Here is a 17,250-nt window from a genome sequence, read left to right as displayed (position 1 = left end):
GGTTTGACTGTGGGAGCGAATTCATTCGCGGGAGGGCGGTACAGCCGACAGGTGCGTATCGGGTGCACCGCCCTCTCGCGAATGAATTCGCTCCCAAAGGGTATTGCGGTGTGTCAGTTGAAGTGTGTGAATGTCACCGACCGCATCCCGATCAATGAATAATCCAGCTCAACAACCACAACCCCAGAAACAGCCAGATGATCCCCAGAATGATCGAGGCGCGCATGAATGCGCGGATTGCCGAGTACAGCAGCATCAGGCCGATGATCAGGGCCACGATGCTGATCAGCGAGGTGTCCATGCCTAGGGTGCGCGACAGGCCGTCGACAAAATTGCCACCGGCATGAGTGAACATGTTGAACAACCAGCTCAAGCCGTCGACCACAAAGCGGATCACGGCCCCGATTACCTGGCCCAGCCATTCGAAAACGCTTTCTACCTGCATGTCGGCTTCCTGATGAAGAGGGTGAAACGGATTAGGGATTGTTCGCTTTGGCTGTCGATTGGCGGGGCGAGTTCCCTGAAGCATAAAGGCTCTCTGGCATGATGCGTGGATTTCTTGGCCTGCGCGTTATGCGTTGGCTATTGGTCAGTGTCGTGCTGCTTATGGCGTTGCTCTGGCTGGCCGATCGTATCTGGCCGCTGCCCTTGCCCAAAGACGATCTGGCCCGTGTGGTGCTGGCTGAAGATGGCACGCCGCTGTGGCGTTTTGCCGATGCCAATGGCGTGTGGCGTTACCCGATAACGGTCGATCAGGTCTCGCCTTTTTACCTCGACGCGTTGCTGACCTATGAGGACCGCTGGTTCTATCAGCACCCTGGCGTGAACCCGATGGCGCTGGTGCGCGCGACGTGGCAGAACCTCAGCGGCGGCCACGTGGTGTCCGGCGGCAGCACCTTGTCGATGCAGGTCGCGCGCTTGCTCGACCCGCATTCGCGCACGTTGCCCGGCAAGCTGCGCCAGTTGTGGCGAACGATGCAACTGGAGTGGCATCTGTCCAAGCAGGAAATCCTCGGTTTATATCTCAATCGCGCGCCCTTCGGTGGGACGTTGCAAGGTGTGGCGGCTGCGAGCTGGGCGTACCTCGGCAAGTCGCCGCAACAACTGACTCGCGCCGACGCCGCATTGCTGGCGGTATTACCGCAGGCGCCGAGCCGCTTGCGTCCGGATCGCCATCCGCAACGGGCGCAGGCCGCTCGCGACAAGGTGCTGCGCCGGCTTGCCGAGTTCGGCGAATGGCCGCAGCAGTCGGTCAACGAAGCGCTGGAAGAACCGCTGCTGCTCGCTCCGCGACAGGAGCCAAGCCTGGCGCCGTTGCTGGCCCGTCGCCTGAACAGGCCGAACAGTCCGCCGCTGATCCGCACGACACTGGACGCCGGTTTGCAGCGTCGCCTCGAAGACCTGCTGCTGGGCTGGCGCGCGCGTCTGCCCGAGCGCACCTCGGCGGCGATTCTGGTGGTCGAGGCCGAGAACATGGCCACGCGCGCTTATGTGGGCTCTGTCGACATCGGCGATGACAAACGCTTCGGCCACGTAGACATGGTCAATGCGCTGCGCTCTCCGGGTTCAACGCTCAAACCCTTTCTGTATGGCAAGGCGATGGACGCGGGGTTGATCCATTCCGAATCGCTGATGCAAGACGTGCCGCGACGCTATGGCGACTACCGTCCGGGGAATTTCTCTTCAGGTTTCAACGGTGCCGTGGCGGCCAGTTCGGCGCTGTCGATGTCGCTCAATCTGCCCGCCGTGCAACTGTTGGAGGCGTACGGCCCGAAACGCTTCGCCGCCGAGTTGCGCAACGGCGGGGTGCCGCTGACCTTGCCGCCTTTGGCTGAACCGAACCTGGCGTTGATCCTCGGTGGCGCGGGCAGTCGGTTGGAGGATCTGGTGGGCGGCTACAGTGCGTTCGCAAGGGCAGGGCGCAGCGCCGACATTCGCTTGCAACCGGAAGATCGCCTGCGTGATCGGCCGATGATGTCGCCCGGTGCAGCGTGGATTATCCGGCGCATTCTCAGCGGCCAGTCGCGTCCCGATCTGGACCCTCACGCCGAGCTGGTGCAACGCCCGCAACTGGCCTGGAAAACCGGCACCAGCTATGGCTTTCGCGATGCCTGGTCGATTGGCGTGGGGCCGCGATTCCTGATCGGCGTGTGGATCGGCAGGCCTGACGGTACGCCGGTGCCGGGGCAGTTCGGCCTGGCCTCGGCAGCCCCCTTGATGCTGCAGGTGCACGACCTGTTGGTGAACCGCGATGCCCAGCGCAACATCCTGCCTGCCGTGCAGCCGGTGCCGCTGAGCGTGGGCGTTGCCGCCATCTGCTGGCCGCTGGGGCAAACCATGAGCAAGACCGACCCCAACTGCCGACGCCAGCGTTTTGCCTGGACACTAGACGGCACCACGCCGCCCACCTTGCAGGCCACCGATCAGCCATTGGGATTGGGGCTGCTGGAAAAAGTCTGGGTCAACGACAAGGGCCTGCGTGTTGGCGCCAGTTGTCCACAGGCTGAACCTCGCGACATCGCGCTGTGGCCCGCGCCACTGGAGCCGTGGTTGCCAAAAGCTGAGCGGCGAGAGGCGCGATTGCCTGCTGTCGACCGCTCTTGCCCGCCGCAAAGCTTGAGCCTGGCTGCGCCCATCTCGATCGTGGGCGTGCGCGAAGGCGATCAGCTGCGTTTGCCAACGGGCAGTCAGCAGCAACTGCGTTTGAAGCTGTCGGCGCTGGGCGGCAATGGTCGTCGCTGGTGGTTCATTGATGGCGCGCCGGTGGGCGATACGGCTAATCAGGACAGCTACACCCACACCTTCAGTCGGCTGGGGCGCTATCAACTGAGCGTGCTCGATGAAAGCGGACAAACCGCGCGGGTGGAGTTCAGTGTGGTGGATTGAGCGCTAGCGCCAGACTTCCCTGAATTCTGATCATTCGCGGCGGGGAGGGGACGCGGCTTCCTGTGGGAGCGAATTCATTCGCGAGAGTCCTGTACAGACGTCGCTGATCTGTCGTTTGAACGACCGCTTCGCGAATGAATTCGCCCCCTCAGGGTAGGGGGGTAGACCCACACTGCGCGTGTGGGTCACCCGCTCATCAATGCGGCGGATACTGCTGCAGGATCTTCTGCACAGTCTGACGCAACGCCAGCTCGCGGGCCGCAGGGTTGGCGGTGCTGTCGCTCACGACCTGCTCCGTACTGCCGCGCCACACCAGCTTGCCGTCCTTGCCGTCGAGCATGTCGATCTGCAGGGTCGAGACCTTGTAATCGACGTTACGCGTCTCGGTGCCGATCGGGCCGCCCCAGTAACCGCCCCACGGGTTGCCCCAATAGCCGCCACCGCCGTAGTTGGTGGTGACCATCTGCTGGCGGTTTTCGACGATCAGCCAGGCCTGCACCTGTACATCGGCCCGGGCGCCGGGTGCAGCCATGCGCAGGCCGCGCTGATCGAGTTGCTCGCCGACCGACTGACGAATGCGTTGGTCGGTCAGGTCGCTCTTGATCCGTGGGTCATTGGGTTGATATTGCAGGCCCGGCTCTTTCCAGGCCCAGGTTCGATACCCGCCGAAGTCGCGCTGCGCGTCGAAGTCACGATTGACCCGATCGGTCTGACAGGCGCTGAGCAGCAGGGCAACACACACGACAGCGATACAGCGCAACATGATGGTTCTCCGAGATGACGCAGGGCGCAGAACCCTACGAGGGTGGGTAGGCGGTCAAAGCGCGCTGCACCGCCTGGCGCAACGCTTTGGCGCGATCGGACTGATCGCCGCCACTGCCGGTCTCGGCACTGGCGCTCCACACGGGCTGGCCGCTGCGGGCATCGAACAGACTGATGCGCACCACGACCACTTGCTCTTGATAGGTCCGCACGATCGGCACGCTGGCGTAACCGCCATAGCCGTTGCGATAACCGTTGTAATAGCCGACGCCCGCGCCGCCGTAGTACGGGTCGTAATAGTCGTCGCGAACCTGACGGATACGGGTTTCGGTATGCGTGTCAGCCGCCACGCGCAAATCCGCGGCCTGTGGGTTCTGCGAAGGGCGCAGGCCACGCTGGTCCAGACCGTTGCTCACCGCTTCGGCCACTTGCGCCGAATCGGCCCATTGCGTGCCCGGTGGCAACTGATTGTTGAGCCAGGTCCAGTTGCGATAACGCCCGAAATCCCGGGGCGCCGCCGGATAGGCGCTCATGTCGATCGCGTTATTCGCTTGCGGCGGTGCAGGCGGGATCGCGGCAGAAACGGCAGTGTAGGGGTTGGGGCTCTGGCAGGCGGCGAGGGCCAGGCAGAGCGGGAGCAAAGCGAGACGGCGTTTCATGATGGTCTCCGCAGATAGCCTCAAACAGGTCGGCACATCCAGTGCAGATAACGTCCCAGTCCGGCGAAACTCGGGTGGCGTCGGTGTGCGAGTTCCATTTCCAGCAAATCCGCCAGTTCAGCCTTGGCCTGAAACTCCACCGGCATGTAGTCGTGGAAAACCCGGATGCCACTCTGGGTTTCGACTCGCCACATAGCATCAAGTTGCGCCGCTAATTCGCGCGGATCAAGGGGTTCCTGCGGGGTCAGGCTCTGTTTTTCGCCGGCCAGTGTGTTGCGTCGCAGCTTGCGAAAATGTCCCTTGAGCAGATTGCGATAAATCAGCGCATCACGGTTGTAAAACGCCAGCGACAACCAGCCTTCGGCATTGGTCAATTGACGCAGCACCGGGAGGATAGTGAAGGGCTCGTCCAGCCATTCGAGCACGGCGTGGCAGATCACCAGATCGTAAGGCTCGTCCAGGATATCCGGTAGTGCCTGCCAGGGCGCTTGAATGAAGGCAGCCGACTGCCCGGCCTCAGCGAAACGCTGACGCGCCCCTTCGAGCATAGGCTCGGCGGGCTCGGCCAAGGTGAGGTCATGACCCTGCTGCGCCAGCCACAGCGACATGTGGCCAAGGCCCGCGCCGATGTCCAGCACGCGCAGGGGGCGGTCCGGCAGGCTTTCTTTCAGGTCAGCCTGCAGCACGGCCAGACGAATGGCACCCTTGGCGCCGCCGTAGATTTTCTCGGCAAACCGTGTCGCCAGCTGGTCGAAATGACGATCGCTCATTTCAGGAACCGCCGCTCGCTGTCAGCCAGTTTGGCGCGCACCACCTCGTTCATGTCCAGCCCCAGTTCGCTGCACATCAACAGCAGATACAACACGATATCACCCACTTCCTGACCGGCATGGGTCAACTCGTCCGCAGGCAGCTGACGGGACTGGTCTTCGGTTTTCCACTGGAAGATTTCAACCAGCTCGGCCATTTCCACGCTGGCCGCCATGGCCAGGTTCTTGGGGCTGTGAAATGGCCGCCAGTCGTTGGTATCGCGAATGCGATGCAAGCGTTGAGTGAGTTCGTCGAGGTTCATGGGGCGGGTCTCCTGAAGGTGCGTAGCTTCAGGGGGATCGGCCATGGAATCAAGTGAGCGGTCAACCTATTCCGCCGCTGGCTGCCAGCTGCCGATCATGTGCACGATCCCTTCCTTGCCCTCGACCTTCAGCTGGCCATGGGACCCCGCCGCACTGGCCGACAGCCTCACCTCACTGGGCAGGCGCACGGGTTTGTGAAACTCGACCGAGATATCCACATTCGACGCGGGCAGGTGATCATCCAGCGCCGCCAGCGTGCGGCTCTTTATCCACAGGCCGTGGGCGATGGCCTTGGGGAAGCCGAACAGCTTGGCGCTGCTGTCGCTCAGGTGAATCGGGTTGTAGTCACCGCTGACCTTGGCGTATTGCCGACCGATATCTGCGGGGGCGTACCAAGTGGCCAGTTCGGTCATCGGCAAGGGCGCAGGTTCGTACGCACCTTCGACTTCGCCCTCAATGTGTACACCTCGGCACAGCATGGTGCTGTGTTCCTCCCACAGCAAACCCAGCGCGTCCTCGATCTGGGTGATCAGGCTGAATGTCGCGCCTTTGGCGTGTGGCTTGAGATCGGCCACCCGCACGCTGACCTGCGCCTTGATCACGCTGCCCAACGGCCTGCGAATGCTGATGCGGTTCTGCAGATGCACCAGGCCCAGCAGGGGGAAGGGGAAATCCTTGTCGGTGAGCAGCTTCATTTGCAGCGCAAAAGCCAGCACATGGGGATAGGTCGGCGGCAACAGGCTGCCGGGAACGAATCCACAGACCTTGGCGAAAGCATTGACTTTGTCCGGGTCCACCGACACCCAGCAGCGCAGGCCCTGATCAGGCAGCTGCGTGCCGCTGACTTTGCGCCGCAGCGCCGCCTGCATGAACAGGCCGGGCAGGGCCGGTGGGGTGTCCAGATAGCGCCAGTGTGCACTCATCGCGTTTCTCCCGAATTCGGTTTTCCCAGGCTTCACGCGCCGATGACGCTTTGCCCACACACCCGCAGCACCTGGCCGCTGACCGATCCGCTGCCTGGCTGGCCCAGCCAGGCCACGGCCTCTGCGACATCTTGCGGCAGCCCGCCCTGGCCGAGCGAACTCATGCGTCGCCCGGCTTCGCGCAAGGCAAACGGCATGTGCGCGGTCATGCTGGTTTCGATGAAGCCTGGCGCCACGGCGTTGATGCTGATGCCGCGTTCTTTCAACGAGGGCGCCAACGCCCGTGCCAGCCCGATCAGCCCGGCCTTGCTGGTGGTGTAGTTGGTTTGCCCGCGATTGCCAGCCAGACCGCTGATCGAGGCCATCAGGATCACGCTGCCGTTGTCATGCAGCGCGCCTGCGTCGATCAGCGCCTGAGTCAGCACCTGCGGCGCGTTGAGGTTGACGTTGAGCACCGAATCCCAGAAGTCGGCGCTCATGTTCGCCAGGGTTTTGTCCCGGGTGATGCCAGCGTTATGCACGACGATGTCGAGGCCGCCGGGCAGATGCTCGACAAGCTGCGCAGCGGCGTCCGGCGCGCAGATGTCCAGCACCAGCGGCTGACCACCCAAACGCGCGGCCAATGCGTCGAGATCGGACTTGGCTTGTGGCACATCCAGTAACACAACGTCCGCACCGTCGCGGGCCAGGGTTTCGGCAATCGCCGCGCCGATGCCACGGGCAGCACCGGTCACCAACGCCTTGCGCCCGGCCAGCGGGCGGCTCCAGTCCTGAACCTTCGCGGCACAGGCGCTAAGGCGAATCACTTGCCCGGAAATGAATGCGCTTTTCGGCGACAGGAAAAACCTCAGCGCACCCTCCAGCTGATCTTCGGCGCCCTCCTCGACCTGCAACAACTGAACCGTGCCGCCGTTGCGCATCTCTTTGGCCAGCGAGCGGCTGAACCCTTCGATGGCCTGTTGCGTGCTGGCAGCGAGCGGATCACTCAATGCGTCGGGGGCGCGAGCGAGAATGACGATGTGCGCGCTGTGTTCCAGCTGGCGCAGGATCGGCTGAAAGAAATCGCGCAGCTGACCCAGTTGGGAGGGATGCGACAGCGTACTGGCATCGAACACCACGGCCTTGATCTTCGCGCCTTGCTCGCGGGTCCAGGGGTGCGCGCCGGTGAGGTCGCCGCCAAAGCTGAACAGCAGGTCGGTCATGCGTGGCGCAAAGCTGCCGACCTGATTGGCCAGCGGGCCAGCGCTCAGCAGCAAGGCACCTTCCACAGGCCGCAGACGCCCGGCTTGCCAACGCTCCAGACGCGCCGGCGAGGGCAATCCCACGGCGCCCACCAGTCGACGGCCGATGTCTGAGTTGGCGAAGTCTATGTAGCGATCAGATGCCATGGAACACGCTCCTTGGGTGGGGTTCAAAGCAGTGGACCACACGCTGCTGAAGAAAGTCCTACGCTGTTCAGCAGACCTACTTACGCCAGAAAGGGAAAATTCAATGAGTCAGATACGCCGCGTGGCCATTGTCGGAGGCAATCGCATTCCGTTCGCCCGCTCCAACGGCGCCTATGCCACGGCCAGCAATCAAGAGATGCTGACCGCCGCGCTGGAAGGCCTGATCGAGCGCTACAACCTGCATGGTCTGCGCATGGGCGAGGTGGTGGCGGGTGCTGTGCTCAAGCATTCCCGCGACTTCAACCTGACCCGCGAATGCGTGCTCGGCTCGCGGCTTTCTCCGCAAACCCCTGCCTACGACATCCAGCAAGCCTGCGGCACGGGACTGGAAGCCGCCTTGCTGGTGGCCAACAAGATCGCCTTGGGGCAGATCGAATGCGGCATCGCGGGTGGCGTCGACACCACGTCTGACGCGCCGATTGGCGTGAACGAAGACTTGCGTCAAATTCTGTTACAGATCAATCGCGCCAAGAGCACCGGCGATAAGGTCAAGGCACTCACGCAACTGCGTCCGCACAACCTCAAGCCCGAGCTGCCGCGCAATGGCGAACCGCGCACGGGGCTGTCCATGGGGCAGCATTGCGAGCTGATGGCGCAGACTTGGCATATCCCGCGCGACGAGCAGGATCAACTGGCGCTGCTGAGCCACCAAAAGATGGCCGCTGCCTACGCCGAAGGCTGGCAGGACGACCTGCTTACGCCGTTTCGGGGCCTGACCCGCGACAACAACCTGCGTGTCGACGCCAGCCTGGAAAAACTCGCCTCCCTCAAACCCGCCTACGAACGCAGCGCCAAGGGCACGCTCACGGCAGGCAACTCGACACCGCTTACCGACGGCGCGTCGCTGGTGCTGCTGGCCAGTGAAGAATGGGCCCGCGAGCGCGGCCTGCCGGTGCTGGCGTATTGGCGCGATGGCGAGGCCGCAGCAGTGGATTTCGTGAGAGGCGAAGAGGGACTGCTCATGGCGCCGGTCTATGCCGTGCCTCGGTTGCTGGCCCGCAACGGCCTGACCTTGCAGGACTTCGACTACTACGAAATCCACGAAGCCTTTGCTGCGCAGGTGCTCTGTACGCTCAAGGCCTGGGAAGACCCCGACTACTGCAAGACCCGCCTGGGCCTCGACGCGCCGCCGGGCTCGATCGAACGCAGCAAACTCAACGTCAAAGGCAGCTCGCTGGCCGCGGGCCATCCATTTGCGGCCACGGGCGGGCGCATCGTGGCCAACCTCGCCAAGTTACTGAGTGTGGCGGGGCAGGGGCGCGGGCTGATCTCGATCTGTGCGGCAGGCGGGCAGGGCGTGACGGCGATTCTGGAACGCTGAAACTGTACTGGGGTCGCCCAACACCTGTGGGAGCGAATTCATTCGCGAGAGGGCGGTACATTCGACGCATGAGGTCGCCCATTCCGACGCATCGCGAATGAATTCGCTCCCACAGGAGAATCGTGACCGACCCCAGACCTCAAATGGCGTGGAATCCATACAACACAGTAAACTGCCGCTTCACGACAGAAGACGCGCCTATGCCGAGCAAAGGACATTCCCCTCCCCGCAGCCCAGAAACCGAACGGCTGATCCCGACCCTGACGGATCTCCCGCGCCCTCTCTACGCCCGCGCCGAGAGCCTGAGCGCAGGCTCATGGACGCCGACTCATCGTCACGATTGGGTGCAATTTTCCTACGCCATCAGCGGCGTTTTGGGCGTTCACACCGATCAGGGCAGCTTCTTCGCACCGCCGCAGTGGGGCGTGTGGATTCCCGCCGGGCTCGATCATGAGGTGGTCACCTCGACCCGCGCCGAGATGCGCAGCCTGTACGTGCGCACGCAAGATTCACTGTGGGCGCCGGATCGCTGCCGAGTGCTGGAAGTCACGCCGCTGGCCCGAGAGCTGATCAAGGCTTTCTGCCTGCTGCCTGTGGATTATCCCCCGCACGACAGCCACGAAGCGCGCCTGGTGCACGTACTGCTCGACCAATTGGCCAGCCTGCCGGAAGTCGGATTCTCCCTGCCATTGCCCCGTCATGCGCGCTTGCTGAGCCTGTGCCAGGAGTTGGTCGAAGAGCCGGGTCAGCTCATCACTCTCACCGATTGGGCGCAGCGCCTGAACATGTCGGAGAAAACCCTCATGCGCCTGTTTCAGCGCGAAACCGGCCTGAGCTTCAGGGGCTGGCGCCAGCGCGCTCGGTTGCTCGCCTCGCTCAACGCTCTGGAGGAGGGCGACAGTGTGACCACCGCCGCGCTGACCTGCGGCTACGATTCCACCTCCGCTTTCATCGCCGCCTTCAAGACCCTCTTTGGCTTCACGCCGGGCGAGCTGTTCAGGCCCTGAGCAGGGCTGCACGCTACGAAGGCCCGCGACCGCCGGTCGATATATCCGCTTTCACACTGTCACAAGTGCAGTCCCTTTCCTGGTTTATGCTGCGCCCCGGCATGAAAGGTGCTTGGCTGTATTCAGGGAACGTATGGTCTGCGATTGAATCCATGACTCATTCCACATGCCCCTACTCGCTGGCAGAGGATTGCCGTATAACGAGCAACGATCGCGTGTTTGGCAACGAAGGACCCAGAATAAAAGCTGATGAAGACTCCAAAACGCATTGAACCCCTGATCGAAGACGGTCTGGTAGACGAAGTGCTGCGTCCGCTGATGAGCGGCAAAGAGGCAGCTGTTTATGTGGTGCGCTGCGGCAAAGAGCTGCGCTGCGCAAAAGTTTACAAGGAGGCCAACAAACGCAGTTTCCGTCAGGCGTCGGAGTATCAGGAGGGCCGCAAGGTCCGCAACAGTCGCGATGCACGCGCCATGGCCAAGGGGTCCAAGTTCGGACGCAAGGAAACCGAAGACGCATGGCAGAACGCCGAAGTGGCGGCGCTGTTTCGCCTGGCCGGTGCTGGCGTGCGGGTGCCCAAGCCTTACGACTTCCTCGATGGCGTGTTGCTGATGGAGATGGTCTCGGACGAATACGGCGATGCGGCGCCGCGTCTGAACGACGTCACCCTCGAACCCGATCAGGCCCGTGAGTACCACGCGTTTCTGATTCAACAGATCGTACTGATGCTGTGTACCGGTCTGGTGCACGGCGACCTGTCCGAGTTCAACGTGCTGCTGTCGCCCGACGGCCCGGTCATCATCGACTTGCCCCAGGCGGTGGACGCTGCCGGCAACAACCACGCCTTCAGCATGCTGGAGCGCGATGTTGGCAACATGGCCTCGTATTTCGGACGTTTCGCACCTGAACTGAAGAAAACCCGCTTCGCCAAGGAGATGTGGTCCTACTATCAGGCGGGCACTTTGTCCCCTGCGACAATGCTGACCGGCGAGTTTGCAGATCCCGACGACGTCGCCGACGTCAACAGCGTGCTGCGCGAAATCGAAGCCGCGCAACGCGATGAAGCACGGCGTCAGGCGGCCAAAGCCGCAGATGACGCGCCACCGGACAAAGCTGAAGAACCGCCTCCGCCGTGGTTGCAGTAAACGTTTGAACAAAACCCGGCTCACGCCGGGTTTTTTGTCGCATGTTTCTGATCCATGCCGCTTACTGTTAAAACGACCGCCTAGGGTATTGAGTTAGTTGAATACCGTGGGAAAGAAATCGCAATAAACGCTGCTCCATCTATTTCAAAAAGTACTTGCCGACTGTCATTTGTGACAGTTGTCAGCGGTGCTGCTCATCCTGACGATACAGCTCGTGAACTCCGGTTTTCGGAGGGTTGCCTCATAAGGAGATGGCAATGAAAGTATCGAGCAAGGTATTGCTTCTTTCGTTTTTTCTGGGCGTCGCTTCCTGTACACAGGTTGATCAAGTCTCTGTCCCTCAAGCGCCTGTCCCTCAAGCACCTGTCCCTCAGGCACCTGTTATTCAGGAGAATCTGGGTGAGCAAGTAGCGCGACACATCAACGAACGCTACCGCGACGTCCGCGAAAATTGCGGCTCGCCGTCCCAACCTTCATTTTTGTGTAATGGCGTCATGATCAGGGGGACCGCTAAAAATCCGACCTTTCATGTCTGGAACAATAGCCCGGCAGCAATAAAGCGAGGAGGTGTCTCATTCTCCTATCTTAGAAGAGACGATAACTTCAGAAGGTTTGGTCGTGACTACACCAGCGGGTATATCTTTCAATCGTACAGCCATGTTCCGGCCAAACTGCACCCGGAAGTGTTGTGCTCATTTGTGCTCGATGGGTGGACTGATGGACGTGCTGAATCAGGATGCGGACTGTATACGGGCCGCCCGACCAGCGCCCCTTGCCACACAGTCAATGTTTTAACTGCCGCGCAATGGAGCACGCACTACAACGCTCTTACTGGGAACAAAGAAACAGGGCAGTGTGGGTTTGACGTTCGGGATGATCGAAATACGTTGGCGGGTCCTGCGTTCGATGCAAGCATCAAGGCCAGGGTATACCTCAACGGAACGGCTACCTCTGAAAGGCATAACGAACTTGTCGTGAAGGCATGGGCCGATAATCTGGGCAAAACACTGCCACTTGAGGCTTTCTTTTATCGATACGGCACCGATGGACTTCGCGATGCGCAACGCAATCAAAAGGATTTGAAAACGACTGACGGTATATTGATCCCCATTATCAGCATCCGTTTGGCGAGAAACGAAACAGAGGCCGCTACTTTTTACTTCCTGCCTGAAGACCAGACCGAACCGATGCCGCCAGTTCGGCGTTGAAGTGTGCTGACTCAGCCGCGTCACAGGCCAGAGTTGTAGTGCCTGTGACGCGGCTGATGCAAAGCGAGGTCAAAGTGATTTGATTCGCAGTAGCCGAGAGAAAAGATACTTATCGGTCGGGTTCACCCGGATGCTGGCGTTGAATTTAACGGATTTGTTCAGGTTGCGTTGGAGCCAAGTGTTATCAATGGTGAACGTAAGTGCAGTGTTGGCTTCGAATGTCTTGTGATCCGAAGACCAGATGTCCGAGTCGCCATCACCGCCGATGCAACGTATCGCAGCAGTGGTGCGCTGATTGAATTGACTTTGCCGAGCAACTTTCAGCACCTCATGGGCTCCGTCAATTGTTGGTGCAAGAACATCGTAGGTATGACCATCAACAATCAAGGATACCGATGCTGAGGGATGATCGGTTGTGTCGGGAAGACGTCGCACGGTGTAATGGCTTGACGCATTGCCGCCAATGACATCAATCACCTCGTACCGTGAAATGACGAACGACATCGGTTGCTTGGGGTCGGTCACTGATCTGATATCGGAGCCCAACGTCACGCTAGTGCCGAACCAGTAGAGTTTGACGGTATCTCCAGCCCGCAGATTGTCGTCCTGCACGATAATGTGAATATCATCACCGACCTCGTAATAGTTAAGGCGCTCCTTATCCCCTTCAATGATTGTTGCTTCTTGAACATGTGGGCGAGAAAAAGCTAAACCGGCGTCATTTTCTTCAATTTTTACTGTCCAAGGGCTCGATATTTTATTGCCTGCTCTGGCCGTAAAGGTGTGGTTGCCAACGGCGAGCGGGACCTCATTCCGGAAGACCCAGTGACTTCCTGTGACGGTGGCCGGGCCCAGCAGACGATCACCGTCGAATATGTCCACGCTGTTAGAGTTTTCATCGTCAGCAGCGCGTGTGTGAGTCGGGGGTTGCATAGCGACTTCCTTCTAATGAGATGCCGATGGTTTATTTCGTTGGTGTTTCAGTTAACGGAACCCACTAATGAAACGCAGGATCCGCTGCCGGAACGACGACATTGCATTGCTGCTTGACCGTTTCGTTATGCCCGACATAAGGCCGCCACGGTTCAAGATTCCATTGAGGTTTAGATCGTGCGATGACCAGATGACAGGTCAGCTGGTTGATCATTCCCCGATCATTTGACCAGAAACGACTGCCTGAGAATTTTTTGACGATTTCGTAAAACATTTCAGGTGTCTGAGTAGCGTCTATGAGGCGGCCGCAATCGCTTGGAGTTAACGACAGTGACCATTCGTTGTACCGATACACCCATTGACCCTCTTTAATATAGTCCTCGCCCGGTGCACACTGAACAGAGACGGCAGGTTCAATATTGGGCATTGAAGGGGCGGACGTGCATCCGCTAATAATAAATCCTATAGAGCAAGCGGCTTTTGGCAAAGCCATCCATTTTCGCATAATCAAAACTCCATTTTTGTGCGGGGGGCAATTGCAATGTATAGAACCGACCAGCTACTGCGTCAAGCAGCGTTATGGATGCTGTATGTTCGGTGTGTATTTGAAATAATGACACCGATCCTTTATTTCGAAATGGTATCGATAGTGTAAAAAATGACAGTTGTGAGGCCCGATAAGATCTGCGATGGGTTAGGCGTTCCGTGGAGGCGCTCTTTATCTAGAGGGTTCAGCCCAAGGCATGGCCGACGCCAACTATAATCAGAAAAATTTAAAAGAAACTGATGGCGTCCTGATCCCCATCCTGTAACTGACATTACCGACAACAGACACACGTTCTACATATTGCTCGAATGCTCCCGCACTGTTTATCTTTCTCGAACAAGATCAAACAGAACCCTCGCCTGATCCTGAATCAGTACGCGCTGGGCTACTCGGCGTATGTTTATGTCGCACAACACCCGCCCGATTCCAAATCCTTGAGAATCGGGCAATCCGGCCGATCATTGCCCTGACAATGCTCCACCAAGTCCTGCAAGGTGTCGCGCAACCCCGCCAGTTCTTCGATTTTCTGATTCAGCTCGGCAATGTGTTTGCGCGCCAGGGCTTTCACGTCGGCACTGGCGCGGCCTTTGTCTTGCCATAAGGTCAGCAGTTTTCCGACCTCCTCCAGCGAAAACCCCAGATCTCGCGAGCGCTTGATGAAGGCCAGGGTGTGCAGGTCGTTCGCGCTGTACAGGCGATAGCCGCTGTCAGTGCGGTGGGCGGCGTGGAGCAGGCCGATGGATTCGTAGTAGCGAATCATCTTGGCGCTCAGGCCGCTGCTCTTGGCGGCTTGGCCGATGTTCATGGTCTGTCTCCCTTGTCGTGTGGTTTCCAGGTGTTCAACAGCAGCGCATTGCTGACCACGCTGACGCTGGACAGCGCCATGGCCGCGCCAGCCAACACTGGATTGAGCAAGCCGAACGCGGCCAGTGGAATGCCGATCAGGTTGTAAACGAAAGCCCAGAAGAGGTTCTGGCGGATCTTCGCGTAGGTCTTGCGGCTGATGTCCAGCGCGGCTGGAATCAGCCGTGGGTCGCCGCGCATCAGGGTGATGCCCGAGGCGTGCATGGCAACGTCGGTGCCGCCGCCCATGGCGATGCCGATGTCGGCGGCAGCCAGGGCAGGGGCGTCGTTGATGCCGTCACCGACCATGGCCACGACGCTTGTTTTCTTGAGGGCGATCACCGTCGCAGCTTTGTCGGCGGGCAGCACTTCGGCGTGCACGTCGCGGATACCCAGCGCTTCAGCGACCACGCGGGCACTGCCGCGGTTGTCGCCGGTCAGCAGGTGGCTGCTGATGTGTCGCGCGCTCAGTTGCTCGATGGCCTGGGCCGCGCCGGGTTTAAGGGTGTCGCCAAAGGCGAACAGGCCCAGCACCCGGCGTTGCGGGCTCAGCTCGATCAGCCACGACAGCGTGCGGCCTTCCGCTTCCCAGGCGCTGGCGGAGTGAGCGAGCGTATCGGGGCCCAGACCGTTTTCTTCCAGCAGGCGCCGATTGCCCAGCGCCAGTTCGCGGCCACGCAGAGTGCCTGCAATGCCACGCCCGGCCAGCGAGCGGCTTTGGGTGACGTCTTCAAGGGGCAGATCGCGTTCGCGCGCGACGTCCAGCACGGCTTTGGCCAAGGGGTGTTCGCTGCCCCGTTGCAACGCGCCGGCCCGTTGCAACAAGGTGTTTTCCTCGCCATCCAGCGCGCTCAAGTGGGCGATGCGTGGAGTGCCGGAGGTCAGCGTGCCGGTCTTGTCGAAGACCACTGCGGTAACCTCGTGAGCGCGCTCCAGCGCTTCGGCGTCCTTGATCAGAATGCCGTGACGTGCCGCGACCCCGGTGCCGGCCATAATCGCCGTGGGCGTCGCCAGGCCCAGCGCGCAGGGGCAGGCGATGACCAGCACGGCAACGGCATTGATCAGCGCTGTTTCAATCGAAACGCCTGCGAGCAGCCAGCCGATCAGTGTCGCTACCGCCAGCAGCAGAACGACCGGCACGAACACCTGACTCACCTTGTCGACCAGCTTTTGAATCGGCGCCTTGGCCGATTGCGCGTCCTCCACCAGCCGGATGATGCGCGCGAGCACCGTTTCAGCGCCGAGCGCCAGGGTGCTGACCAACAGACGTCCCTCGCCATTGATCGCGCCGCCAGTGACCTTGTCGCCGGGCTGTTTGGCGACCGGCAGGCTTTCGCCGCTGATCAGTGCTTCGTCGGCATGGCTTTGGCCTTCGATGACGGTGCCGTCCACCGGGAAGCGCTCGCCGGGCTTGACCAGCACCACATCACCGACCGCAAGTGCGCTGATCGCGACCTCCCGCTCCTGCCCCTCAATCACCTGAATCGCCCGCTCAGGCCGCAACGCCTCAAGAGCACGAATCGCGCTGGCAGTCTGGCGCTTGGCGCTGCTTTCCAGGTATTTGCCGAGCAACACCAGGGCAATCACCACCGCAGACGCCTCGAAATACAGGTGCGGCATGCTCCCGGAAGGTGCCGAAAGCCATTGATAAACGCTCAGGCCGTAACCCGCACTGGTGCCCAACGCGACCAGCAGATCCATGTTCCCGGCCCTCGCGCGCACGGCCTTGAATGCCGCGACATAAAAGCGCGCGCCGAGGAAGAATTGCACCGGAGTCGCGAGCAAAAACTGCATCCACGCCGGCAGCATCCAGTGCACGCCGAGCGGTTGCAGCAACATCGGAAGGACGAGGGGAAGCGCCAGGATGATGGCCAGGATCAGGTGCCAGCGTTCGCTGTCGTGGCGTTTGAGCTGGTCGGCTTGTTGTACCGCCGGGTCCTGTTCGAGGCTCGCGCCGTAACCCGCTTTATCCACCGCCGCGATCAGACTCGCAGGGTCGATTGTATCGAGGACTTCGACGTGGGCACGTTCGTTGGCGAGGTTGACGGTGGCGTTCTTCACGCCGGGGACTTTACGCAGCGCGCGCTCGACGCGACCGGCGCAACTGGCGCAGGTCATGCCGGTGATCGGCAGGTCGAAGGTATCGGGACGGGACATTCCGGGCACTCCTTGAAGGCGATTGCCGACAAGGATCAACCTTGCCACGTTGGCAAGGTCAAGTCCCGACTTTTTCTGAGTCGCTCCGCAGTGGGTTAACGGGCTTCCATCTGGTCCAGCGCCCGATCAACAGAGGCTTTGGCCATGTCGACCAGGTGCACGACGGACATGGCGAGATCACGCTTGACGCCGATGAGGTTTTCCGCGCTTTCGCAAGCAGTGGCTGTGGCGCAACGCAGCAGGCCGGAGGCGTGGGCCAGGGCTTCTTCGAGGGATTTGTCAGGTGGATCGGGGGTGATTTTGAGCATTTTCATTCTCTGCGAGTGGGGCCACCAAGCAT

Annotated in this window: 17 protein-coding genes; 5 read left to right on the top strand and 12 right to left on the bottom strand. The window is 60.7% G+C overall.

Annotation, left to right across the window (positions count from 1 at the left end):
- Positions 1-151: 151 nt before the first annotated feature.
- Positions 152-445: a hypothetical protein gene (locus AC07V9_RS20750; protein ID WP_495017517.1), complete on the bottom strand. Its 294-nt coding sequence runs from the start codon at positions 443-445 to the stop codon at positions 152-154.
- Between the two features lie 98 nt (positions 446-543).
- Here AC07V9_RS20750 and pbpC point away from each other — a divergent pair, with 98 nt between their 5' ends.
- A complete protein-coding gene (pbpC, locus tag AC07V9_RS20745) occupies positions 544-2,886 on the top strand; it encodes a peptidoglycan glycosyltransferase PbpC (protein ID WP_495017516.1) in 2,343 nt (780 codons plus the stop codon).
- 196 nt (positions 2,887-3,082) lie between these two features.
- Here pbpC and AC07V9_RS20740 read toward each other — a convergent pair whose 3' ends face one another.
- From AC07V9_RS20740 to AC07V9_RS20715, 6 genes are all read right to left on the bottom strand, one after another.
- Positions 3,083-3,649, bottom strand: a complete 567-nt coding sequence (locus AC07V9_RS20740; protein WP_495017515.1) for a DUF4136 domain-containing protein — start codon at positions 3,647-3,649, stop codon at positions 3,083-3,085.
- Positions 3,650-3,683: 34 nt separating this feature from the next.
- Complete coding sequence (locus AC07V9_RS20735) at positions 3,684-4,307, bottom strand: DUF4136 domain-containing protein (RefSeq protein WP_495017514.1); 624 nt, start codon at positions 4,305-4,307, stop codon at positions 3,684-3,686.
- A gap of 20 nt (positions 4,308-4,327) precedes the next feature.
- The gene (locus AC07V9_RS20730; protein ID WP_495017513.1) at positions 4,328-5,077 is read right to left on the bottom strand and encodes a methyltransferase domain-containing protein; all 750 of its coding nucleotides are present in this window, start codon (positions 5,075-5,077) and stop codon (positions 4,328-4,330) included.
- Positions 5,074-5,379 (bottom strand): nucleotide pyrophosphohydrolase, encoded by a 306-nt coding sequence (locus AC07V9_RS20725; RefSeq protein ID WP_495017512.1) that lies wholly within the window; start codon positions 5,377-5,379, stop codon positions 5,074-5,076. Before AC07V9_RS20725 ends, AC07V9_RS20730 begins: the two co-directional genes overlap by 4 nt.
- A gap of 66 nt (positions 5,380-5,445) precedes the next feature.
- Positions 5,446-6,303, bottom strand: coding sequence for a MaoC family dehydratase (locus AC07V9_RS20720; RefSeq protein WP_495017511.1), 858 nt, complete (start codon positions 6,301-6,303; stop codon positions 5,446-5,448).
- A 32-nt stretch (positions 6,304-6,335) separates the two neighbouring features.
- Positions 6,336-7,691, bottom strand: a complete 1,356-nt coding sequence (locus AC07V9_RS20715) for a 3-oxoacyl-ACP reductase (protein WP_495017510.1) — start codon at positions 7,689-7,691, stop codon at positions 6,336-6,338.
- Between the two features lie 103 nt (positions 7,692-7,794).
- On the opposite strand from AC07V9_RS20715, the gene AC07V9_RS20710 reads away from it, so the two are divergent.
- The 4 genes from AC07V9_RS20710 to AC07V9_RS20695 all read left to right on the top strand — a co-directional run bounded on the left by AC07V9_RS20710 (position 7,795) and on the right by AC07V9_RS20695 (position 12,430).
- Complete coding sequence (locus AC07V9_RS20710; protein WP_495017509.1) at positions 7,795-9,072, top strand: acetyl-CoA C-acetyltransferase; 1,278 nt, start codon at positions 7,795-7,797, stop codon at positions 9,070-9,072.
- A 200-nt stretch (positions 9,073-9,272) separates the two neighbouring features.
- Positions 9,273-10,079, top strand: coding sequence for an AraC family transcriptional regulator (locus AC07V9_RS20705; protein WP_495017508.1), 807 nt, complete (start codon positions 9,273-9,275; stop codon positions 10,077-10,079).
- Between the two features lie 249 nt (positions 10,080-10,328).
- On the top strand, positions 10,329-11,222 hold the full coding sequence (locus AC07V9_RS20700; protein ID WP_495017507.1) for a PA4780 family RIO1-like protein kinase: 894 nt from the start codon (positions 10,329-10,331) through the stop codon (positions 11,220-11,222).
- Between the two features lie 257 nt (positions 11,223-11,479).
- The gene (locus tag AC07V9_RS20695) at positions 11,480-12,430 is read left to right on the top strand and encodes a halovibrin HvnA (RefSeq protein ID WP_495017506.1); all 951 of its coding nucleotides are present in this window, start codon (positions 11,480-11,482) and stop codon (positions 12,428-12,430) included.
- A gap of 69 nt (positions 12,431-12,499) precedes the next feature.
- Here the strand turns inward: AC07V9_RS20695 and AC07V9_RS20690 are convergent, their stop codons facing one another.
- From AC07V9_RS20690 to AC07V9_RS20670, 5 genes are all read right to left on the bottom strand, one after another.
- Positions 12,500-13,363 (bottom strand): hypothetical protein, encoded by an 864-nt coding sequence (locus tag AC07V9_RS20690; protein ID WP_495017505.1) that lies wholly within the window; start codon positions 13,361-13,363, stop codon positions 12,500-12,502.
- 64 nt (positions 13,364-13,427) lie between these two features.
- Positions 13,428-13,868: a DUF2599 domain-containing protein gene (locus AC07V9_RS20685; protein WP_495017504.1), complete on the bottom strand. Its 441-nt coding sequence runs from the start codon at positions 13,866-13,868 to the stop codon at positions 13,428-13,430.
- Positions 13,869-14,310: 442 nt separating this feature from the next.
- Positions 14,311-14,715 carry a Cu(I)-responsive transcriptional regulator gene (gene cueR, locus AC07V9_RS20680; protein WP_495017503.1) on the bottom strand — a complete coding sequence of 135 codons (405 nt, stop codon included), beginning with the start codon at positions 14,713-14,715 and terminating at the stop codon, positions 14,311-14,313.
- Entirely contained in the window at positions 14,712-16,910 is a 2,199-nt protein-coding gene (locus AC07V9_RS20675) for a heavy metal translocating P-type ATPase (protein ID WP_495017502.1), read from the bottom strand. The genes cueR and AC07V9_RS20675 overlap by 4 nt, the downstream gene beginning before the upstream one ends.
- Before the next feature lie 95 nt (positions 16,911-17,005).
- Positions 17,006-17,218 (bottom strand): DUF6124 family protein, encoded by a 213-nt coding sequence (locus tag AC07V9_RS20670; RefSeq protein ID WP_495017501.1) that lies wholly within the window; start codon positions 17,216-17,218, stop codon positions 17,006-17,008.
- Between the last annotated feature and the right edge of the window lie 32 nt (positions 17,219-17,250).

Source organism: Pseudomonas sp. GW821-FHT02A11 (assembly GCF_059421985.1).
Note: the sequence above shows the minus strand (reverse complement) of the source record. Positions and strands in the feature narration are given on the sequence as shown.